18 protein-coding genes and 1 pseudogene are annotated in these 21,532 nt (G+C 71.1%); 9 read left to right on the top strand and 10 right to left on the bottom strand.

The annotated features are described in order from the left end of the window. Positions 1-260: 260 nt before the first annotated feature. Entirely contained in the window at positions 261-503 is a 243-nt protein-coding gene (locus AB0K37_RS00260) for a hypothetical protein (RefSeq protein ID WP_363972416.1), read from the bottom strand. Between the two features lie 17 nt (positions 504-520). Between AB0K37_RS00260 and AB0K37_RS00255 the strand changes: the two genes are divergently transcribed. Next, positions 521-997: a hypothetical protein gene (locus tag AB0K37_RS00255; RefSeq protein WP_363972413.1), complete on the top strand. Its 477-nt coding sequence runs from the start codon at positions 521-523 to the stop codon at positions 995-997. On the opposite strand, the gene AB0K37_RS00250 is transcribed toward AB0K37_RS00255, so the two are convergent. Further along, positions 992-1,339: a hypothetical protein gene (locus AB0K37_RS00250; RefSeq protein ID WP_363972410.1), complete on the bottom strand. Its 348-nt coding sequence runs from the start codon at positions 1,337-1,339 to the stop codon at positions 992-994. The two genes, AB0K37_RS00255 and AB0K37_RS00250, sit on opposite strands and share 6 nt — an antisense overlap. 452 nt (positions 1,340-1,791) lie before the next feature. Between AB0K37_RS00250 and AB0K37_RS00245 the strand changes: the two genes are divergently transcribed. From AB0K37_RS00245 to AB0K37_RS00230, 4 genes are all read left to right on the top strand, one after another. Then, a complete protein-coding gene (locus AB0K37_RS00245; RefSeq protein ID WP_363972407.1) occupies positions 1,792-2,277 on the top strand; it encodes a hypothetical protein in 486 nt (161 codons plus the stop codon). A 242-nt stretch (positions 2,278-2,519) separates the two neighbouring features. Then, on the top strand, positions 2,520-5,192 hold the full coding sequence (locus AB0K37_RS00240) for a LuxR C-terminal-related transcriptional regulator (protein ID WP_363972404.1): 2,673 nt from the start codon (positions 2,520-2,522) through the stop codon (positions 5,190-5,192). A gap of 79 nt (positions 5,193-5,271) precedes the next feature. Continuing rightward, positions 5,272-6,519, top strand: a complete 1,248-nt coding sequence (locus AB0K37_RS00235; protein ID WP_363972401.1) for a M24 family metallopeptidase — start codon at positions 5,272-5,274, stop codon at positions 6,517-6,519. Next, positions 6,516-6,938, top strand: a complete 423-nt coding sequence (locus tag AB0K37_RS00230) for an SRPBCC family protein (RefSeq protein ID WP_363972398.1) — start codon at positions 6,516-6,518, stop codon at positions 6,936-6,938. Before AB0K37_RS00235 ends, AB0K37_RS00230 begins: the two co-directional genes overlap by 4 nt. A gap of 567 nt (positions 6,939-7,505) precedes the next feature. On the opposite strand, the gene AB0K37_RS00225 is transcribed toward AB0K37_RS00230, so the two are convergent. Continuing rightward, positions 7,506-7,817 carry a histidine kinase dimerization/phospho-acceptor domain-containing protein gene (locus AB0K37_RS00225; protein ID WP_363972395.1) on the bottom strand — a complete coding sequence of 104 codons (312 nt, stop codon included), beginning with the start codon at positions 7,815-7,817 and terminating at the stop codon, positions 7,506-7,508. Between the two features lie 42 nt (positions 7,818-7,859). Continuing rightward, the gene (locus AB0K37_RS00220; protein WP_363972392.1) at positions 7,860-8,492 is read right to left on the bottom strand and encodes a TetR/AcrR family transcriptional regulator; all 633 of its coding nucleotides are present in this window, start codon (positions 8,490-8,492) and stop codon (positions 7,860-7,862) included. Positions 8,493-9,312: 820 nt separating this feature from the next. Here AB0K37_RS00220 and AB0K37_RS00215 point away from each other — a divergent pair. After that, positions 9,313-10,305 (top strand): hypothetical protein, encoded by a 993-nt coding sequence (locus tag AB0K37_RS00215; RefSeq protein WP_363972389.1) that lies wholly within the window; start codon positions 9,313-9,315, stop codon positions 10,303-10,305. Positions 10,306-10,445: 140 nt separating this feature from the next. Further along, positions 10,446-14,114: a helix-turn-helix domain-containing protein gene (locus AB0K37_RS00210; RefSeq protein ID WP_363972386.1), complete on the top strand. Its 3,669-nt coding sequence runs from the start codon at positions 10,446-10,448 to the stop codon at positions 14,112-14,114. A gap of 451 nt (positions 14,115-14,565) precedes the next feature. Here AB0K37_RS00210 and AB0K37_RS00205 read toward each other — a convergent pair. The 5 genes and pseudogenes from AB0K37_RS00205 to AB0K37_RS00185 all read right to left on the bottom strand — a co-directional run. Next, a pseudogene (locus AB0K37_RS00205) lies at positions 14,566-14,931 on the bottom strand (hypothetical protein); the annotation flags it as partial. A gap of 99 nt (positions 14,932-15,030) precedes the next feature. Next, entirely contained in the window at positions 15,031-15,312 is a 282-nt protein-coding gene (locus AB0K37_RS00200; RefSeq protein ID WP_363972383.1) for a hypothetical protein, read from the bottom strand. A 447-nt stretch (positions 15,313-15,759) separates the two neighbouring features. Next, on the bottom strand, positions 15,760-16,068 hold the full coding sequence (locus AB0K37_RS00195; RefSeq protein ID WP_363972381.1) for an MFS transporter: 309 nt from the start codon (positions 16,066-16,068) through the stop codon (positions 15,760-15,762). Positions 16,069-16,178: 110 nt separating this feature from the next. Further along, positions 16,179-17,009 (bottom strand): SDR family NAD(P)-dependent oxidoreductase, encoded by an 831-nt coding sequence (locus AB0K37_RS00190; protein WP_363972378.1) that lies wholly within the window; start codon positions 17,007-17,009, stop codon positions 16,179-16,181. After that, entirely contained in the window at positions 17,006-18,346 is a 1,341-nt protein-coding gene (locus tag AB0K37_RS00185) for an NAD(P)-binding domain-containing protein (protein WP_363972375.1), read from the bottom strand. The genes AB0K37_RS00190 and AB0K37_RS00185 overlap by 4 nt, the downstream gene beginning before the upstream one ends. Before the next feature lie 131 nt (positions 18,347-18,477). Between AB0K37_RS00185 and AB0K37_RS00180 the strand changes: the two genes are divergently transcribed. Together AB0K37_RS00180 and AB0K37_RS00175 are read left to right on the top strand one after the other, a co-directional pair. Beyond that, complete coding sequence (locus AB0K37_RS00180) at positions 18,478-19,605, top strand: helix-turn-helix domain-containing protein (protein ID WP_363972372.1); 1,128 nt, start codon at positions 18,478-18,480, stop codon at positions 19,603-19,605. 63 nt (positions 19,606-19,668) lie between these two features. Beyond that, positions 19,669-20,463: an SDR family oxidoreductase gene (locus tag AB0K37_RS00175; RefSeq protein WP_363972369.1), complete on the top strand. Its 795-nt coding sequence runs from the start codon at positions 19,669-19,671 to the stop codon at positions 20,461-20,463. Positions 20,464-20,936: 473 nt separating this feature from the next. On the opposite strand, the gene AB0K37_RS00170 is transcribed toward AB0K37_RS00175, so the two are convergent. Further along, on the bottom strand, positions 20,937-21,530 hold the full coding sequence (locus tag AB0K37_RS00170) for a hypothetical protein (RefSeq protein WP_363972366.1): 594 nt from the start codon (positions 21,528-21,530) through the stop codon (positions 20,937-20,939). Positions 21,531-21,532: the final 2 nt, after the last annotated feature.

The following is a 21,532-nucleotide window of genomic DNA, read 5'->3' as shown; positions in this document are numbered from 1 at the left end:
GATCAATGAGACGCGACTTCATTGATTCGTCCCGGGGCGACGACTCCTGAGAAGCCACCCAACGGCAAGACCTCATCAGCCACGCCCCACTGTCCCGGGCACCCGGAACACCCAGCTCCGCACGTCCATTCTGAGGCACCGCAGCTCATGAGGTTTCCATAAGGTTGTGGTTCGTCGTCCGGCCCGGCGGGGCCAGGTCATACCGCTGCAGCGCGCTGACCACATCCCGGAGCGCCACAGCAGCGTTCGCCCAGGCCCGGTCACGGAGCGAGCCGCCAGGCGAGCGAAGTGGGCCGGGACTTCGAAACACTGCCAGCGAAGCCACAGAACGCTCCGTCCAACGCATCGCGACCGAGAACGGCACGCTCAAGCAGCGCATCCACCAACTCACTGAGGACAACCGCACCCTGGGGGAGAAGCTCCAGGCCGCCCGATCCAACAACCGTTTCCTCGACAAACGTATCGCTGACCTGGAGGCCAAACTGGCCGAACACATCGGACATTAAGGCACACTCATCCCGTGATCGACTTCACCGACGAGTTTCTCAACCTCGAACCCGGCACCATCACCTACTCCCCGAGTGACCCCGACTCTCCTGGCGCCGGGACCTGGAGCATCGACATCCCCCTGGAGCCCTTCTCCGCGGACGACGAATATGCGCCGGAGACCTTCCGGCCCGGGCAAGCAGGGCCCGAGCTCGTTAAGACAGAGTTCCGACTCGACTGCATCAGCCTCCCGGCGGCGGACCTCTCCGAGCTCAGCGGCCGCATGTTCACGTTTCCAGTGAACCCCGAAGAGCGCTACATCGATGGGTCGATCTACATGGTCGCCACCCACAACCCCGTCGACATCACTCGAATCGAGTTCGGCCCAGCGACGCACGACGAGATCTCCGCGACCCTCCACGCCGAACTCATCCTCGAGACCGCCGAGATGAACAACCGGACCGCGGTCCTAGAGACGACGTTGCGTTTTCGCGAGCTCGCTACGTCATGAACATGTCCATGACGTCAACCCGCAGGTCACAGGGTCAATCGAACAAGAGCGCTTAGAAAAGCCCACATCCCGCATCTGCGGGCACAGCACCACCCGGGAAGTCCCGGGCAGGCCTGCTGGGAGTTGCTCTAGAACCTCGCGGCGCAGCCACAGCGGCGCGGGACGGTAGTCGACGCCCGCGGTCTCCAGCACGTCCCACACCACGTAGTGGCACGGCTCGGACGCCGCAAGCGCGGCGCGTCGATGGCCGGCGACGTGGCGGCGCTGGAGGGCCGCGAAGTCCAGCCACCCGTCCCGGCCCCAGCGGACGATCTCGCCGTCCACCACCGTCCCGGGCGGCACAACGTCGAACAGTGCGAGCTCGATCTCGGGAAGGCCTCGTCCAGCCGCTTGAGACGGCGTGACCAGAGCTGGACGTCGCCGTCCTCTCCCACCCGGGCAACGCAGCGGAACCCGTCGAACTTGGGTTCGTATCGGCATCCGCCCGGGCACCCGTCCTCGCCGGGAATGGTCTCGATGCTCGCCACCGCCATGGGCGCGATGGGGCGCCGGATGTGCATCGTCGGTGCCCCTTTCTGCGCTGGTCGTGCGGGAGGCTGACGGGGTACGCCTACCCGCGGGCCGGTGCGAGCCGCGGGACCAGGGGAGCCTTGGCCGGGGGTTGACCCTCGCGTGCCCGTGGGCCCGATAGGTGCCGGCAGTGCGGGGCCGGCATCGCCCCCCGGGGGCGCCTCTATGTGGTTCGTCAAGGGAATCGGGCTGCGTTCGGGGAACTTGGTGGGCAGCATGGTGGGGTGCCGGATCTGTTGTGGGATGACGTCAGGAACTTCTTTGATCCTGACTTGATGGGTGCTCTGCCGGATGTGTCCGTGGCGGCCACCTCGGTGGAGGACTGGCAGGCGCTGTTCGATCTGGTCCGGTTGAGTGATTGGTCGTGGGAGTACTCGGTGGGCGGTGCTGCTGAGCCGTTGCCTCCCGCTGCGGACGTGCTGGCACGCCCCGTCGATGCTGAGACGGCTGTCCTGCGGGTCTGGCCGGTCCCGAGGGTGCTGGTGATTTTCCGTCCGAGGTCCGCCGAGGAGATCGACTTCGATGTCGACCTTCGCGAACTGCAGGGCCAGGAAGGAGTGGACGTCCTGTGCCGGCTTTTGACCGTCATGGGCCGTCGGCTGCGCAAGCCGGTGATCATGAGGGCCGAAGGCGACTACGGAAACCCGGTCCTTGGGTTCGATCCCGCGGCCGACCGCGTGGTGCTCAGGCCGGACCCGCAGCTCAGCTAACCGCCGCGGCCGTTCGGGACTGTTAGAGGGTGCGCGGAGCCGTGCGAACAGCACGCTGATGCGGTGCCGGGCGAGGCGGATCAGGGCCTGGGTGTGGTTTGACGGTGCTCACGTGCGCGACTTTGACGCGGTGCGGGCGGCGCCCTCGCCTTTCTCGTCCGGCCTCGGATGAAACGTGACGACCAGCTCGCCTCCCGGCCGTCGCGGTGCGGCAGACTTGGAACGTGCTACATGGCCGCGAGGTGGAACAGGCGACGATCGATCGGCTCATCGCCGGCCGCACGGGTGTGCTCGTTCTTCGCGGCGAGGCCGGAGCGGGAAAGACAGCCCTGCTGGACTATGCCGCGGCCACCGCCCCTGCGCGGGTCCTGCGGGTGAGCGGGGTGGAGTCGGAGTCGGAGTTGCCGTTCGCCGCCCTGCACCTGCTGCTGCGCCCGATGCAGGACCGCATCAAGGCGTTGCCCGCGCAACAGGCGGACGCCCTGACGAGCGCGCTGGGGCTCGGTCGCGCAGCGTTCGGTGACCATTACCTCATCCGGCTCGCCACTTTGAGCCTGCTCACCGAGCTGGCGTCCGACCGGCCGCTGGTGTGCCTGGTCGACGACGCCCAGTGGCTGGACCGGGAGTCGGCGGACGCACTCCTGTTCGCGGCCCGGCGTCTGCACGCCGAACCCATCATCGTGGTCTTCGCGGCCCGCGATGGCCGCACCGCCTTCGCGGCTCCGGGCCAGCCGGAGCTGCGGCTGACCGGGTTGGACCCGGAGGCGGCGGCTAGCCTGCTGGCCGAGCAGGCCGGGGACCTGGCACTGGCCGTGCGGGAGCTGATCGTCGCCGAGGCGCAGGGCAATCCGCTGGCGCTGCTGGAGTTGCCGCGCACGCTCACGCACGAGCAGCGGGCAGGAGCCCTCGCGCCGCTGGTCTTCTCCCTCGGCGGCGCCGAACCGATCTCCGGCCGGGTGCTGGCGGGCTTCCGCGCCAGGGTGCAGGAGCTTCCCGCCGCCTCCCGGTCCTGCCTGCTGGTGGCGGCGCTGGACGACAGCGGCGACCTCGACGTCCTGCACCGTGCCCTGGCCTGTTTGGGCGTGGCGCTCACCGACTTCGCCGCCGCCGAACGCGCGGAGCTGGTCCGGGTCACCGCGGCGGGCGTGGACTTCCGGCACCCTCTGGTCCGCACGGCGGCGCGGCTGGCGGCGGACGTGGCCCAGCGCGTGGCCGCCCATCGGGCGCTGGCGGCCGTCACCGACCTGGACCGCCGCGCCTGGCATCTGGCGGCGGTCGCCACGGGGCCCGACGAGGAAGTGGCCGGCGCGCTGGAGGAGACCGCCCTTCGCGCCGCGGGCCGCGGCGGCCAGGCGGCGGCCTCGGCGGGCTACGAGCGGGCGGCCCGGCTTTCAGCCGATCCTGCGGCGCAGGCTCGGCGTTGGGCCGCGGCGGCGGCCGCCGCGCTGGACGCCGGACTCTGGCAGCGGGCGGAGGACCTCACCCGCCGCGCCTCGCCGGCGGCCGCGGAACCGCGGGTGGCGGCCGAACTGGCCCGGGTGCGGGCCGTGCTGGCCTTCCAGGCGGGACGGCCGCTGGAGGCCACCCGGCTGATCCACGACGGGGTCGAAGCCCTCGGAACCGGCGACCCGGAGGCGGTGCTGTCGATGCTGTGCCTCGCTTGCGTGTACACGTGGAGCAGCAGGCCGCATCCGGATCAGGTCGCGCTCGCCCGCCGCACCGCGTCCCTGACCCCGCTCGTCGAGGGACGGCTGAGCGTCCTGCACGAGTTCAACGAGGCGGTGATCCGCCTGATGGGCGGGGACGACATCGCCGCCGTCATCGTGCCGTCCGTGCTGGGCCACCAGTCGTTGATCCCGTTCGAGCTGCGGGTGATGGCCGCCAGCCTCGGTCTCGTCCATGGTGACGTGCACACGATGCTGCGGGACGCGAGTGCCCTGGTGGCCGATTGCCGGCGGGCGGGGAGGGTCGGGCGGCTGCCGCAGGCCATCATGCTGCAGATTGCGGCCGAGATACTCGCCGGGCGCCATCAGTCCGCGCGGGCCGGCGTGAGCGAGGGACTCCACATCGCCGCCGACATCGACCAGCCGCACTGGCACAACTACCTCACCGGCGTCTCCGCCTGGCTCGCCGCCGCAGCCGGAGCGGAGGAGGAGTGCCGCGAGCTGGCGGCCGAGGCGCTGGACGCGGACACGTGGATGACGGGCGCCGGATGGGCGATCTACGCTCTCATCATGCTGGACCTGGGAGCGGGCCGCTACGCGTCGGTGCTGGACCGCATGGACGCGATCGCGGCCGGACCCGCGCGGCACGCGTTCGTCTGGCGGTTCGCCTACCCCGACTACGTCGAGGCGGCCGTACGGTCAGGTTCCGCGGGGCGTGCGGAGAAGATGTTCGACGACTTCGCCGCCTGGGTAAGGGCCAGCAAGCCGCCGTGGGCGTGGGCTGTGCTCGAGCGCTGCCGGGCGCTGATGACCGGCGACGCCGCGGCGTACGAGCGCGCCCTCGCCTTGCACCAGGAGAGCGATCATCCCTTCCAGCAGGCCCGCACGCAGCTGCTCTACGGTGAATGGCTTCGCCGCCATCAGCGCCGCGCCGAGGCCCGTGCGCATCTGAACGCCGCCATGGACGCCTTCGCCCGGCTCGGCGCCGATCGATGGTCGGAGCGCGCCGCGGCAGAACTGCGCGCCACCGGCGCCTCGCTCTCCGGCCGGAGCCGCGGCCGGGATCCGCTGACGGCGCTCACCCCGCAGGAGCTCAATGTGGTCCGGCTGGCCGCGGGCGGCGCGTCCAACCGGGAGATCGGCACGCAGCTGTTCCTCAGCCCGCGCACGGTCGCCTACCACCTTTACAAGGCGTTCCCCAAGCTCGGCATCGCCTCCCGTGCCGAACTGGCCAGGTTCACGATGACCTAAGCACTCGGTCGCGCAGGGCCAGCGACTACCGTCATGTGACGGAGGCGGCCCGGCCGCGTGCGTTTCTAGCGTTAGCGGCATGGACATTCCTTCTTATTCACTGGCGGAGCGGGACCGCCGCTGGCAACTCGCCCGCGACATCATGGAGGCCGAGGGCGTCGAGGCGCTCATCGCCTACGGCGAGCACGAGTGCGCCGACCTGGCTCCGTTCGCGCCCGACGCGTACTTCACCAACGACCGGCCTGGCGCGATCGTGGTCTTCTGCCGCGACGCCGACCCCGTCGAGCTGACCTGGTCCACCCTTGCGGTCGCCGACCACATCGAGGCGACCAAGCGGGGCGACGAGCTGTGGATCCCCCCGGAGCGCATCCGCGTCGCCAAGCACGCGGCGGGCGTCGTGGAGGTCCTGCGCGAGCACGGCCTGGACGGCGCGGCCGTCGGCGTGCTGGGCCTGGACCCCTACCCGCCGTTCCACATCAATCCGATCATGCCGCACGGGCTGTGGAACCAGGTGCTGGCCGAACTGCCCGAGGTCGCCTTCAAGCCGGTCGGGCTGAGCTACCTGTTCGCCACCATCTGCCAGTCCGAGGAGGAGCTCGCGGTCGTCCGGCATTCGGCCGAGACCGGCGACGCGATGGCGGAGGCCATGCTGGAGGTCGCCCGGCCGGGCGCCACCGAGGCGGACGTGTACGCGGCCGGCATGGCGGCGGCCTACCGGCGCGGCCTGGCCGCCCCCGGCATGCTGCTGTCCACCGGGCCCGGCTTCATCTCCTGGGGTCCTCCGGCCTGGTCCTACCGGCCGCAGGCGCCCCGTGTCATCGAGGACGGCGACGTCATCATGGCCGAGGTGTTCTGCCGCTTCGGCATGAAGGAGACCCAGCACCAGGTCGCCATCGCCGTCGGTGACCCGCACCCCGACATCGAGGCCGCCGCGACGGTGGCCCGTGCCAGCTACGAGGCGGGACTGGCCGCGGCCCGTCCGGGCAACACCTTCGGCGACCTGGCGGACGCCATGCGGGCGCCGCTGCTGGAAGCCGACGCCTGGAACATCCACCCGCTGGTCCACACGCTCAACCCGATGGGCCCGGTCTGCGGCTTCGGCGAAGGCCTGCGGAGGATGCCCGAGGCGGCGAACTACGGTCGGCTGTTCGACCTGCCGACCATGGGCGGCGAGCTGCCGCTGGCGCCCGGCATGACGTTCGCCTTCGAACCCAACGCCGTGATCGGCGGCCACCTCACCAATATCGGCGGCACCGTCGTGATCGGTGAGGACGCCCCCATCGAACTCAACCCCTTCACCGCACAGCTGCTCAGGAGCAAGTCGTGATCATCGTTGAGCACAACGCCGACTTCCCGTACCCCGCGTCGGCCGTTTTCACCGTCCTGGCCGATCTGGAGCGCTATCCGGCCTGGCAGCAGGACGTCCTGGAGGCTCAAGTGAACGGCCCGGTACGTGAGGGCGCGGCCGTGGCCCAGGTGCGCAAGGTGATGGGCCGCCGTACCGAGCTGTCCCTTACCGTCACCGAGTACGTTCCCGGCGAGCTCATCGCGATCCAGACCGTCGCCGGTACCAGACCCGCTGTGACGCAGAGGTACGCCGTGCACGCGTCTGGTGCCGGCTGTCGCGTGGAGTTCCTGCTGGAGCTCGACGGCGTGCCGAGGATGGCGGAGCACCTGGTCCGTGCGCAGCTCGGCAAGCAGGTGCCGCAACTGTTCCAGCGGCTCGGCTCGCTCCTGGAGGCGTGAGGACGACGCGCTGGGGCACCGCCGTAGCCCTCGGCCCAGCTGCCCTGGCAGGGCGGGGGCAACGGCGGTGAAGGCCCGGTCGCTTCTCGCTCGGGCGTGAGGACCGGGGAAGTGTTCGCGGTCCGCCTGGGTGATGGCGGGTGTGCGGAGGCGACCGGACTTGATGAGCCGTGGTCATCACGGCGGTTCGCAGTTCGGGGATCGGCGGTTGCGGGGACGGCTGGTGCCGTGGTGGTGGTCGGAAATGGCGGGCAGATCTGACCGGTGTACACGGCCGCCTGGTCATTGGCGAACACACCTGCCAGCTCGCCGACTGAATGATCTTCTGAGTGTAGCGCTGGTCGGAGATCGAGATATTCGCCCTCTGGATGGACTACTTCCGGAGGACGTTGTCGCTGACGAAGCGCGGGCTGTGGCGTGCCGACTTGCCTGCTGGAGCGACTTCTCGGTCTGCGGGTGGTGGAGGATCTTCAAGGTTGCCGAGACCGTCGTCCAAGCGCGCGTGGAATGCGCGATGTTGCGGGCGAGTGGGTGTCGGTATAGGTGTCCGGGTGGGATGCCTGCAGCCTAAGGGCGCTCCGAAGCGTCCTTTTGGAGCGACCAGAGCAGGGCGATGACCGTGTTCTCCAAGCGCTCGACGCTCTGCAACGCTTCCTTCAACGCCGCGAAGGGGTCGGCGACATCCCTGTTGGTGAGGGCTTCTTCCAACTCCAGTCGCAGCGCGGCAAGCGGTGTGCGCATCTCGTGCGAGGCCTGGACGACGAATCGGCGCTGCCTCTCCGCCGGTGCCTCGCCGTTGAACCAGGCGAGCCGGTCGGCGTCGAAGCTCTTGCGTGCCTCGGTCGTCCCGGCCGAGATGAACTCGATGTCCTGGCACATTGTGCGGGTCCTTTCGCTGGTGTGGCGGGTGTGCGCCGCGGCCTATGGAGGGCCGGGGGATCGGGCGGGGGTGAAGGCGCCGCTGAGGGCGGCGGCGTAGGCGGCTGCGGCGGCGCTCTCGGCGACCTGGTCGTCCACCGGTCCGCGGGTGATGAGCATGCGGTAGTAGATGGGGGCGCCGACGGCGCTGGTGATGGCGATGCCGTCGGTTCCCGGGGGCAGTTCGCCGCGTCCCACGGCCCGTTCGACGATCCGGGAGGCCAGGCGGTTGCGTTCGGCGATCACCGTCGCCCAGGCGGTGGACGCTTCGGGGGACCGGACGGCGGCGGCCACGACGCCCTCGACGAGTGCCCGGGTCCTGGGCTGCCGGTAGAGGGCGGCGATGTCCAGGGCGAGCGCCCGGAGGTCGTCCTTCAGCGAGCCGGTGTCGGGTATCGGGATCTCGGTCTTGCCCATTTCGTCCAGCAGGTCGACGACGAGTCCCTCGACCGTCCGCCATCGCCGGTACAGGGTGGCCAGGTGCACGCCCGAACGCTCGGCCACCTTCTCCAGGGTGAGCCCGGCGTACCCGCCGGCCTCCAGTTCATACCGGGCCGCGGCCAACACCGCCGCACGGGTGCGCGCCGTCCGGCCACCGGGCCGCACGGCCCCCGCCGCGCGCGGCTTCGCGTTCATCCGGCGCCCCTTCCTGTGGGTCACGTCACAGGGTAACGCGAAATCGTTCGCATTAACAGTGGGGCGTCAGGTGAGCTGGAGGTGCGCCCGCCTGGTGGCCCTGCTCGGCCGAGTGCCGGGCAGAATCGCCTCGGCGCACGACGCCGGCTCGCCGCGCAGTCAACCGGCCCGCCTACTAGGCGCCGCCGACACGGCAGCGCAGACCGATCCTGCTGATGCGGGCTGGGATGGTCGTCTCGGGCGAGCTGCAGGGCGACCCGTTCCGACGGAGGGTGGACAAGGCCGCCCGCGACTACGGGATCAAGGTGGCCGACCTGCTGCCCACTGCATAGCATCCGAGCCGGGGGCCGCTGCCCGCCTCATCGCAGACGGTGCGGGCGGCCCGGCGGATGCCGCGGACCCGCAGGCCCATCGCCCGGCTGTGTGCCGCACCGCCGAGCACTGGGTCGCGGCGTACGCCGACCTCGCGCGTTGCCATGCCCTCGCGGGTGCGCAGGTGACCTAGGGGCGACCATCGCCAGGGTCTGCAGGAACAGCCGACCGAACGGGTCGTTCCGGCCGTAGGCCGATCCGCCCCGTCGAGCATGCGGGCGGGATGGTGTCGAGATGCCTCGCGTGAGTCCACCAGGCCGGCGCTTGACCCGATGCTCCCTACGGTTCCTTTCGGTCTCCAAGTCCCCTCCGGTCGGCTTTTGTCGACGGGCCTGTTCGGACTTGTTCGGTTATCCCCGCGGGGGTTCCACCGCTGGTCATGGGGCCGCTGCAATGGCGGGGCGGCGCCCGTGCGTGCGCCGGACGGCACAAGCGAGATGGGAGAGACATGAGAACGAGGAAGAGGGCCCTCGCGGCCTTGGCGGGCGCGGCGGCTCTCGCTGGGACGCTACTCGGCGCGGGACCGGCGGCCGCCGAGCCTTTGGAGGAGCACTTCTGCGCCCCCGGGGCCAGAGAGGACATCCTCCTGACGTTCAAGACCGGCGCCGACGACCTCCGCGGCGACAACTGGCTCGGCGACTCCAACCTGGCGATAACCGTCGTGCTGCGGAACAAGCCGGCGTTCCGCATCGAGAACGTCAACCGCGGAAAGAACTGGGGTGGCGGCGAGATCAGTCCAGTCCGGATCTGCCTGGACAGCCACGGGGTGGTCGCCGACGAAGTCAGCGGGCTGCGCCTGGAGGTTGTCAACGACCCGTTCGGCGTCTTCGACAACTGGAACATGGACCGTGTACAGGCGGTGACCCGCTCGTTCACCCTCGGCGCGTTCCAGACGGTCTCCAGCGTCGACCTGTCGGGCGCACCCCTGCACCGCTTCGACGGCAACTACCCGACGTGGGACCTGCAGGTCGAGGACCTGTTCAACGGCGGCTTCGAGTTCGACCGGCCGCTCAACGGCGACCCGCGTCCGCCGGTCTCCTCCCCCTGGTTCACCGAGGGCCCCGACTGGAAGGGCGTCGACGTCGGTCTGAACAACATGCTCACCGGCAGGAACAACGCGTTCGTATTCTCCACCGCCTCCAACTGGAACGCGATCCTGCAGACGGTGCCGGTGTCGCCCAACGCCCACTACGAGCTCACCGGCTGGCTCCGCACCTCCGACAAGGTCAACACCGGGTTCTTCGGCGCCCGGCTCGCCGGGACGTGGCCGCCGCCTGGCGAGGTGCACTTCGGGCCGATCAAGAAGGACTACGTCCAGCTCACATCGGTCTTCCGCACGACGACCCAGACCCAGGCCACCGTCTTCGCCGGGCTCTGGGGAGTCGGCAACGGCGGCGAGTGGATCCAGGTCGACGAGGTGAAGCTCCGCAGGATCCCGTGATCGGGGCGGGCACGTCAGGCAAGGGTCCGCGCCCTGTCCCGGACGTGCCCCTTCCCGGCCACAACCGGCAACTCCGCTCATCGATGCGTGCTCGCGCGATTACGCTCGGCTCGGCGCACTTCCCCACCGAGGCGGTGTTCTTGACCACGGAGCCACGACCCGACCGAGCCCCGCAGAACCGAACCGAATTCGCCGAGGCGCTCTCGCTGCTCCGCGAGCGCGCCGGGCTCACCATCCGGGACGTCTCCTGCGCCACCGCGATCCCGGTGGCGACGCTCGGCGGCTACTTCTCCGGCCGTCACCTGCCCAACCAGCAGAACCTGCGCGCGATCCTGACCGTCTGCGGCGCCACCAGTCCCGAGCCGTGGACGGACGCTCTGGCCGCGCTCCGTCGGGCTCCCGGGCCGCGGGCGGCGAACGCCGAAGCGCCCTATCCGGGTCTGGCCGCCTTCCAGCCGGCCGACGCCCGCTGGTACCACGGCAGGGAACGACTCACCGGCGACCTACTGGGGCGGGTCCTTGGCCTGGCCGCCGCAGGCGGCGGGACGCTGGCCGTCGTCGGGCCGTCGGGTTCGGGGAAGTCGTCGCTGCTCGGCGCGGGGCTCGTCGCGGCGCTGAGCTCGGACCGGCGGCTCCCACCCGTCCAGATGACCCCTGGCAGAGACCCGATCGCCGCCCTGCGTGCGCTGTGCCTCAACGCCCCGTGCTGCCTGGTCGTCGACCAGTTCGAGGAGGTCTTCACCCAGTGTGAGGACGAGGCCGGGCGTCACGCGTTCGTCGCCGCTCTCACCGGCGACGGGGTGCCCGCCGGGTCCGTCGTCGTCGTGGCGCTCCGCGCCGACTTCTACGGCGAGGCGCTGGCTTGCCCTCCGCTTGCCGAGGTCCTGCGCGCGGGGCAACTCCTGATCACTCCGATGGACGAGACCGAGGTGCGAGGCGCGGTCCTCGGCCCGGCCCGCGAGGCCGCCCTTGACGTCGAGAACGGCTTGGTCGAGCTGGTGCTGCGGGACCTGGCTCCGGCCGAGCGCGGCACCGCAGCCGCGCACGATCCCGGCGCGCTCCCGCTGCTGTCCCACGCGCTGCGCACGACGTGGGAGCACGGCAACCGCAAGCGGCTCACCGTCGCCGACTACACCGCAGGAGGCGGGATCCATGGCGCGATCGCCAAGTCCGCCGAGGCAGTGTACGAGACGTTCGACGGACCGGAGGGCGAGCTGGTCAAGGCGCTCTTTCTCCAGCTCGTGCGTATCTCCGGTCCCGGGGCGGCGACCCGGCGACGGATCCCGAGCGCCGACGTCGACGGGCTCGCCGATGTCGCGGCCCCCTTCGTCGCTGCGCGGCTGCTGACCCGGGACCGTGACGGCCTGGAGATCACCCATGAGGCGCTGATCCGCTGCTGGCCGCGGCTGTCGAAGTGGATCGAGCTCGACCGCGACCGGCTGCTGTTCGGCCAGCGCCTCGCGGAGGCCGCACAGGAATGGGAACGCCACCCCGGCGAAGACGCGCTCCTCTACCAGGGCCTGCGCCTGGCGGAGGCGCGGGCGTGGGTCGAGGGGGCCGCACCGGGCACGGTGCCGTCACGGATGCGGGAGTTCGTCGTGGCGGGCGCACGGCGTGAACGCGTCCGGATCCGCCGGCTCTACCGGCTCGTCGCGTTCCTGAGCGTCCTCGTGCTGGTGACCGCCGTGACGAGCCTCGTCGCGCTGCGGGCGACGGGCACCGTCTCCCGCCAGCGTGACAACGCGCTGTCGGCGAAGGTCGCCAACGAGGCGGCGTCGCTGCGGGCGGCCGATCCCGCGCTGGCCGCGCAGCTGTCGCTCGCGGCGTTCCGGCTCGCCCCGACGGCCGAAGCGCGCGGCAGCCTGCTCAGCGGATACGCGGCGCCGTACGCGGTCCAGATGTCCGGCCATACCGGCGCCGTCTACCAGATCCAGTACAGCCCCGACGGCAGGACCCTGGCGAGCGCGAGCCTGGACGGCACGGTCCGGCTGTGGAACGTCGCTGACCCGCACCATCCCGCGCCGCTGACCGTGCTGACCGGCCACTCCACCGCGGTGACGGCTGCGGTGTTCAGCCCGGACGGCCGCACCCTCGCGACCACCGGAGACGACCGGACGGTCCGGCTGTGGGATGTCGCCGACCCGGCGCGCCCAGCACCGCTCGTGACGCTGTCGGGCCACTCCGACGGCATCCGGGCGCTCGCCTTCGCCGCTGACGGCCGCACCCTCGCGTCCGGGGGATACGACCGGACGGTCCGGCTGTGGAACGTCGCCGACCCGGCACGGGCGAAGCCGCTCGCGGTGCTGTCCGGTGCGGGCGCGGGGGTGAGCGCCCTGGCCTTCAGCCCCGACGCGCGCGTCCTCGTCGCCGGGGCCTACGAGCCGGACGCGCACGTCTGGGACGTCTCGACGCCCGGCCGGCCGCGCCGCCTGCCCGATCTGAAGGGCAACTCCGACCGGATCCTGAGTGTCGCGTTCAGCCCGGACGGCGGCGTCCTGTCGGCCAGCGGTTTCGACGGTCTCGTCCACCTGTGGGCGGTCTCCGGAACCCGCTTCGAGCGCACCGCCAGCCCGCAAGGCCACACGAACGGCGTGAGCGGCGCGTCCTTCGCCGGCCGGACGCTCGCCACCGGCTCCTACGACCACTCGATCCGCCTGTGGGACACGACGGATCCGCGACGGCCGAGCGCCCCGGTCGTCATGGAGGGCCCTTCCGACACCGTCTACTCGCTGGACTTCTCCCCGGACGGCCTGACCCTGGCGAGCGCGGGCGCCGACGACACGATCCGCCTGTGGGACCTGCGCCGACCGATCCTCGGCGGCAACAACGGCGAGGTCGACTCACTCGCCTTCAGCCCCGACCGGAGGCTGCTGGCCATCGGCAGCTACCAGGCGTTCCGGCTCTGGGACGTCACCGATCCGCGCGTTCCACGCGCCGTCGCATCGGTCGGCGGCCTCGGCGACCATGTGCAGTCGGCCGCGTTCAGTCCCGACTCCCGGCGTGTGGCGGCCGGCAATCTCGACGGGACGGTCGGCGTCTACGACGTGGCCGCTCCGGCCCGTCCCCGGCTCGTCGTGACACTCCGTCCGGACCACGGCAACGTGTTCGCCGTCGCGTTCTCGCCCGACGGGCGGCATCTGGCTGTAGCCGGAGAGGAACCCGACGTCACCGTCTGGGCCTCCGACGCGCCACAGAGCCCGCCCGCCGTGCTGCGCGGCCATGCCTCCGCCGTCCAGGCGCTCGCCTACTCACCGAACGGCCGGCTCCTCGCCACGGCCGGCGCAGACCACACCGTCCAACTCTGGGACACCCGGGGCCTCTCCAGGACCGCGACCCTGAAGGGCCACGCGAACGGCGTCAACGCCGTTGCCTTTTCCCCCGACGGCCAACTCCTCGCCAGCGGCGCCGCCGACCGCACCACGATCCTCTGGGACGTCACCGACGCCCATCGGCCGCACGAGGTCCACCGCCTGACCACGGGCTCCGACGCCGTCTCCTCGGTGGCCTTCAGCCCTGACGGCCGGCTCCTCGCCACGGCCGGCTCCGACGGGGCCACCGCGCTGTGGACGCTCGGGGCGGAACCCGTCCAGTCTGCGCTGCTCACCGGGCATCACGGGACGGTCTACGCGGTCACCTTCTCACCCGGCATGCCGTATCTGGCGACCGGCGGCGCCGACTACACCGCCCGCCTGTGGACCACCGACACCGCGGCGGCCTCCCTCTGCCCCCTCGGCCCACCGCGTATCGCCGACGTCACATGGCGCTCCCACTTTCCCGGCATTGCATATCGCCCCCCATGCCGAAGTTGACCGGGCTGTGCGCACGTGTGACGTGTTTCGATTGATGGGGTGCAGTGCTGGTGAGCTCGCGTCATCCTCAAGGAGTCCGACTTCGTCACCGGGTTCACCGACGCCTTCTCCACCGTCGCCACCCGACCGGCAAGATGCTGCCTGCGGGTGCGGAGCGAGCGCCGACGCCGCCGCTTGCCACTTTCAAGCAAGGGGATACGGATGATTTGGCTTCGGTGGACCACGGCCCACGACCGGGCCGCCGACTACACCGCCGCGGTGGGTCGCGGCGCTGACCCCCAACTTCCCCGACCTCGCCGATAAACACCTGGCCGGCGTCGTGCGCGAGGCCGTAACGGCGCACGCCACCGACCCTGGTCCCGGCCTTCGAGGTCATCCTGGACGCGGCCGCTGCGGCGCACGGGCGGCTGGGCGCCCACCCCACCAGGCGGCGCCGCGTCCGGGTGGCGTGCTATCGCCTCGCGTCGACGGCCGCCGATGACGCTCGCGGTTGGTCGCGATGGTGATGCCTCTGGCCGCGGCGATGTTGTAGCACTGTTTGTCGATGGGGTAGACCAGTTGGTTCGGCGAAGGCGGCGTCGGCCCTGGTGCGGGCGCCGCCGAGCACGAGCGGGTTACCGCAGGAGAGCGCGAACGGCTGGTTCCTGCCGCGGCGGAGCAGGGCGGTGTTGTCGCCGTAAGCCTCGTCGCCGGTCACCCACCCGAACACCAGCAGCGGAGCATCAACGGCGCGTTCGATCATCCGCCAGGCCAGCTCCGGCTTGGTCGCAAACCGCGTGTGCCCGGGGGCGCCCGCGTCGACCAGCCGGCCTGGGGCGGCGAACCAGGAGTAGTGGCCCCCGCCGTGCGGGGGCCACTGTGGGTGTGAAAGACCGCCGCCAAAAGGGGCGGCGTTCTTCTATTTCAAGGCACCCCCTCAATGCCGGTAGCGGGTGAAGGCCTTCATGGAGGGGTCCTGCTTGAAGGCGTCCAGCGCCTCCGCGTGCGAGAGTGTCTCCCGTGCGACGGCGTATGTCACCAGCGGGATGTTCTTGACGTGGGCGTCCAGCACCTCCTCGTGCGGGACATCCATGTCGCGCAGGCACCAGTAGATCCCCAGGTTGATCCCGTTGGCGTCGGCCTCCGCGTACTCCTGTTCACTTGCGTGAGTGGTGCCGAAGATGGCCTCGGTCTTTGCTTTGTGGTCGGTCGGAGCCATGAGGACTCTCCTTGTTGTTTGGTCACGCCTGGGTGACCGGGCGTCCTTCGCTCCGTGACCGTCCAAGTGATGGGCAGCAGCGCAATACCGCGCACGGGCGGCGAGACTCTCCTGCTCTCTCCACGGTGTTCCGTTGTCGCACGCGCGACCCGGTCGACATCGGCGTACAGCAGGAACCGGGGGTCGTCTTCAACTAGTCCCGGCAGCATGCCGCCCGCGGCGGCGTGCGCGGCCAGATGCCGGAGCACGTACCGGCTCGCCCGCGCCCAGTCACGTCCTGCAGCCGGTGGCAGGTCGATCATGCCTCGGTACTCCCCACCGTTTCCGTCCCGCTCATCTTGATGCGCACCTGATGGAGAAAGGCCCTAGGTCGGTTGTGGTGCGTGCAGCAGCCGCCAGACCACAACCGCATGGTCTTCGGCGCCAGAAGCCAGTGACGTCTCGCCGTTAGGGGTGGCGCCGAACGCCACCGCAGATACTGGGCCGACGATGAACCAGCCGCCGACCCACAGCGCCCGGGACGCCGGACAGGCGGCCGGGGACCGGGAACATCGCGATCATCGCCCCGGCGAGCAGCAGGCCTACGCGGAGCATGCCGCGCCGGTGCCCGCCGCGGCGGGCGTCCCGGTCCGAGCGGCTGCCCAGCACCCGGTGGACGACCACGTCGACGACCTTCGGCAACACAAGGGTCAGCCCCGCCAGGAGCGGCGCGACGCCGAGCGTGTGGGTGAGGAAGTACAGCAGCAGCCCGGGCATGGTGACCTACACGCCCATCCCCACCGAGCCGGCGGCGTATGCACAGAGGTCGCCCGCCCTGGTCCGCGGTTCGTCCTGGCCGGCGTCCGCGCCCTGGTCGCGCAGCGTCGTCATCTGGCGGACCGGTGCCGCGCGACGACGCCGGCGGCCAGTTCGGCGCCTTTGAAAGCGCCGGAGCGGACCCGGTCGGCCAGCGTCCGGGCGACGATCCGGTCGGTCAGTGCGGGCAGGTGGCGGGCCAGGAAGAACTCGACGGTTCCCCGGCGGGTCGTGGGAAGGTCGCGGCGCGGGCGTCCGGCCAGGGCGGCGCGGAGCACGGTGCGGACCACGCCCTCCAGCGGCTCGTACTGGCTCATGCCCTCTAGCGAGAGTCCTGCGGCGGCCGTCGAGTCGTGGATCGGGCTCCGTACGGCGGACGGGTACACGCAGGTGACGTCGACGTGGGTGCCGATCTCCAGGCGGAGCGCGTCCGCGTACGCCACCAGCGCGCGCTTGGAGGCGCCGTACGCGGCGGCCAGCGGCAGCTGCATGACGGCCATCCGCGAGGAGACCATGACGACCCGGCCGCGGGAGGCGACCAGAGCGTCCACGCAGGCGGCGGTCACCCGCCAGGTGCCGAGCAGGTTGATGTCGAACTGGCGGCGCACCTCCGCGCCGGGGGGCAGCTCGGCGGGGGCGGGTCCGCCGATCCCGGCGTTGTTGATCAGCAGGTCGAGCCCGCCGAGTCTGCCGATCGCCTCGGCCACCGCCGCCGGGACGGCGTCGTCGTCGGTGATGTCGCAGGCCAGGACGTCGACCGGGTCGTCCTCGCGAGGCGTCAGGTCCAGGCCGACGACATGGGCCCCGAGCCCGCTCAGCCGGGCGCAGATCGCCCGGCCGAATGTCCCGGAGGCGCCGGTGACGAGGACGCGCATACCGTGGGGGGCGCGGCGGGTGCTCATACGAGGGTCTCCTTGGGAGTGAACGGGCGTGCCCCGCGGGCGAGGCGGGAGCGGCCTGCCGCGATCTCGCGCGGCAGGTCGGCGACGTACTGGTCGAAGTCGATGCGCATGTGGGGCCGTGCATCCTCGCCCCAGCGCCGGCCGGCGGCGCGCAGAGCGCGGGCGACGGCGCGGCGCTGCTCGTGAGCCGGGGGCAGGGCATAGGAGCCCGACAGGTACGCGGCAGCCAGCTTGGCCTGGGCCTCCACCACGGGGAGCGCCGCGCCCGTGGACTGCATCAGGCCCACGAACGCCAGGCTGGGGTCGGCCAGGTGGAAGACCCGCTTGTAGAGCGGCAGCCGTTCCGGGTCGGGCCCCAGCCACCTCGGGGACAGGAACGGGATGCTCACGCGGTAGCCGGTGGCCCACACGATCAGGTCGACCGGGTCGGCGGTCCCGTCGGTGAAGACGACCCGGTCCCCGCCGAGGCGGTCGATGCCGGGGCGCGCGGCCACCTCGCCGTGGGTGAGGCGGTGCAGGATCGTGTCGCTGATCGTGGGATGGCTCTGGAAGAGGCCGCCGGCGGGGGCCGGAAGGCCGTAGCTCTGCGGGGTCCCCACGGCCAGCCGCAGCATGGCCTCGGCGACGAGTTGGCGCAGCCGCCACGGCAGGGCGGCCAGGGCGCCGCCGGTCGCGTCGGACGGGCGGCCGAACAGGTACTTGGGGACGATATGGACTCCGTGCCGAGCCGACAGCAGGACGGGGCCTCGGGCCGTGTACGAGGCGTCCACGGCGATGTCCATGGCGGAGTTGCCCATCCCGACGACGAGTACCCGCTTGCCTTGGAAGACGTCGGCGGTGCGGTAGTCGTGGGCGTGCATCTGGACGCCGTCGAAGGTCCCGGGATACATCGGGTCCGGGAGGCGCGGGTCCCAGTTGTGGCCGTTGGCGACGACCACGGCGTCGTACCGTTCCGTGTCACCGGACTCGGTCGTCACCGTCCACGCTTCCCCGCGCTCGACTCGGGCGACGGCGCTACGGAAGCGGATGTGAGGCGCGAGCCCGAACCTTCCCGCGTAGTCGGACAGGTAGCCGGCGATGTGGTCGGCCGACGGGTAGTCGGGCCATCCGGCGGGCATCGGGAAGTCGGCGAACTCCGTACGGCCCTTGCTGGTGTTCAGGTGCAGGGAAGCGTACGCGGGGGACAACCCGCTGCTGTTGTCCCTGGCCCACAGACCGCCGGGCCGGTCGCCCTTCTCGTACGCGACGGCCTCGCAGCCGGCGTCGAGTAGCGCCTTCAGCGTCGCGAGACCGGCTGCTCCTGCGCCGATCACGGCGACACGGCGGGGAGGGGCCATGGCATTTCTCCTTGAACGTTGTGGCGCTCGCCAAACCGTAGGGCCTGCCCCACCGGGCTGGACATGGTCCACGGAACGCGGTTCGGGGCCGAGGTTGTGGGCCGCCACAACGACGGGGCAGCATGAGCGCCATGGACGCACCTGACGGCTGGACAGCGGTGATCGACCTCATCGAACGGGTCGTGGGGGAGGAGGACCTGCTCCCGTCGGTGATCGCCGGGGTCCGCACGACGGTACGGGAGGTCGCGGCGCTGCCCCCGTCCGACATCGCCGGGCACACCCGCGCGCTCCTGGCCGCGGCGACCCGGGCGCTGGCCGCCCGTCGCGGCCCCACCGAGGCCGAGTTGTCGTTCGTGGAGGAGCTCGGCGTCACCCGCGCCCGGCAGGGCATACCGATCGAGGCGGTGCTCGCCGCCGTCCACGTCGCCGAGCGTGCGATCTGGGCCCGGGCCCGGGAGATCGCCCGCGCCGAGGGGGTAGGGCCCGACCGGCTGCTGGACGCGCGGGAGCTGTACGACGACTGGGCCGAGACGGTCCGGTCCCGGCTGATCACGTCCCACCGGGCCACGAGGGCGGGCGCGGACCCGCTGCCGGGCGACCGGGACGCGGCCATCCTGCGGCGGCTGCTGCAGGGCGGCTCGGCGGCCGCGCTGGCGGTCGCCGAGGCGGGCCTGCCGGCCGCCGGCGGACTGTGGGTGCTCGTCGCCCGGCCCGCCGCCGCCTCCCTGGTGGAACGGGCTCTGCGGGAGCATCCGCCGGTCGTGTGCGCGATCGTGAACGACCTGCTCGTCGGCGTGCTTCCCCGGGCGCCTTCCCGCGCGGTCGCGGCGGCCGGGACAACGGCCGGGATCGCCGGTCCCGCCGAGCCGGAGGAGCTGGCTCCGGTCCGGCGCCTGGCCGCCGCCGCCCTGGCCGCCGCCGAGTCGGCCGGGCGGACGGGAGCGGTCCACATCGCCGACGTGGCCGCGCTGGCCGCGCTCACCGAACGGGCGGACCTCGCCGCTGTGCTGCTCGACCGCCACGTGTCCTCCTGGGCCGCGCTCGGACCCGGCGCCGAACCGGTGGCGCGCGCCGTCCTGGCCTGGCTGGAGAACGACCGCGACGTCACCGCCGCCGCCGGGAAGCTGTTCGTTCACCCCAACACGGTGCGCAACCGGATCCAGCGCTTCGCCGAAGTGACCGGCATCGACCCGTTCAGCACCTTCGGTGCCATGAACGGCTGGTGGCTCTGCCGCACCTGGCTCAAGGAGGCGACATGAGCCGCCAGGAATCTCCGGGGGCTCGAACGCTCTGACCGGCGTCGACGGGGGAATGTCACCGCCATGGACATCGATCTCAGCGGGCGGACCGCCTTCGTCAGCGGTTCCACCAAGGGCATCGGCCGCGCCATCGCCGCGGGGCTGGCACGGGCCGGGGCGGCGACCATCGTCAACGGGCGGACCGAGGACAGCGTCGCCGGCGCCCTGGACGCACTGCGGACGCGGCTGCCGGACGCGGACCTGCGGGCCGTGGTCGCCGACGTCGCCACCGCCGAGGGCGCCGAGGCGGTGCGGGCCGAGGCGCCCGACGTCGACATCCTGGTGAACAACCTCGGCATCTTCTCGGCGCGGCCCGTCCTGGAGATCGACGACGAGGAGTGGCGGCGCTACTTCGAGGTCAACGTGCTGTCGGGAGTGCGGCTCGCCCGCCTCTACCTGCCGGGCATGACCGAGCGGGGCTGGGGGCGCGTGCAGTTCATCGCCAGCGACTCGGCGGTCGTGATCCCCGCGGAGATGGTGCACTACGGCGTGTCCAAGACGGCGCTGCTGGCGGTCTCGCGCGGCTACGCCAAGGCCGTCGCGGGGACGGGCGTCACCGTCAACACCGTCTTGGCCGGGCCGACCCACACTGCGGGGGTGGAGGACTTCGTCGCCGAAATGGTCGGGGAAGACCTGCCGTGGGACGAGGCGCAGCGCCGCTTCATGACCGAGCACCGCCCGAACTCGCTGCTCCAGCGGCTCATCGAGCCAGAAGAGATCGCCGCCATGGTCGTCTACCTCAGCTCACCGCACGCGTCAGCCACCACCGGCGGCGCGGTCCGCGTCGACGGCGGCTACGTCGACGCGATCCTCCCCTGATCCCATCCGCCCACCCCCTCGACAAGCCGGACCCCGGATCGAGACCCGGCCGGAGCCTTGCCCGACAGCGTCCAGTTTCCCTATGCACGCTCCAGTTGGGCTGTTGCCGGGCCCGACCCACACCGACAGACCACGCCCATCGGCATACCTGATTTACCGTGGATAACTTTCTGCACCCAGACCCATACCAATGACCCTGAAGACCCAGAACCGGTAAATACCGGTAAGTCCGTACCTCTCGATCAGGCGCTGACTAATAGTCGCGCTCTCGAACAACAGCGACGACGGGACGGAAATACCGCCGGGACGATGGTATGGCCATGGACACAACAAAGGGAGACTAAAGTTCCCCCGAGCGACTCGCCCTACTGATGACCCGCCGCCTCACCCGCAACCAGCCACAGCCCTACCAACCCGCGACCGCTTAACGGGCACGCGACGCGCTCCTCTTGAACGGCAAGCAAACACCCTGATCAAAGCTTTCCCGCCAGCAGCACGGTACGGTGACCGCCCAGCTGCCGGCCGACCTCGGCGACAAAGTCCTGCTTCAGCTCCGGCCAGTTCCAGAACGTGAAGCCGAGGTGGCCCAAGGCGAAGTAGTCCTCCGCCCATTTCCAGGCGGACGGCTCCACAGGCTTGCCGCAGGACGGGCACGCGATGACGCCGTCGTATCCTTCCGACCATTCCGTGAAAACCTCGCTGAACGGGGCCCAAGCCTCGTCGATCGGCTGCCAGTGGTCGTCGACGAGTCGGATCTCACTCGTGCAGTGCGGACAAGTCACCGCCACCGGGTCGCCCTGCCCCGCATCAAAGATCGTGCGTCCCACGGTGATGTCCAGGCCGTTGGTCCACAGGCTCTGCCACCCGTCATCCGACGACGGATCCTCCAGCGCCTGCCCGACAGCGGGCCCGGGCGGATGGCCGCCCTCGGCCCCCAGTACGCAATCCGTGCGTTCGGCGAGGACGATCCCCCCGGATATCAGCCAGTCCCGCACCCTGACCGCGAGGCGTTCCGCGTCCTCCGCACCCGCCTCGACGTCGATGATCTTCTGAAACCAGTCGCCCATTT

It is taken from the genome of Actinomadura sp. NPDC049753 (genome assembly GCF_040674655.1).
GTDB lineage: Bacteria > Actinomycetota > Actinomycetes > Streptosporangiales > Streptosporangiaceae > Spirillospora > Spirillospora verrucosospora.
Note: the sequence above shows the minus strand (reverse complement) of the source record. Positions and strands in the feature narration are given on the sequence as shown.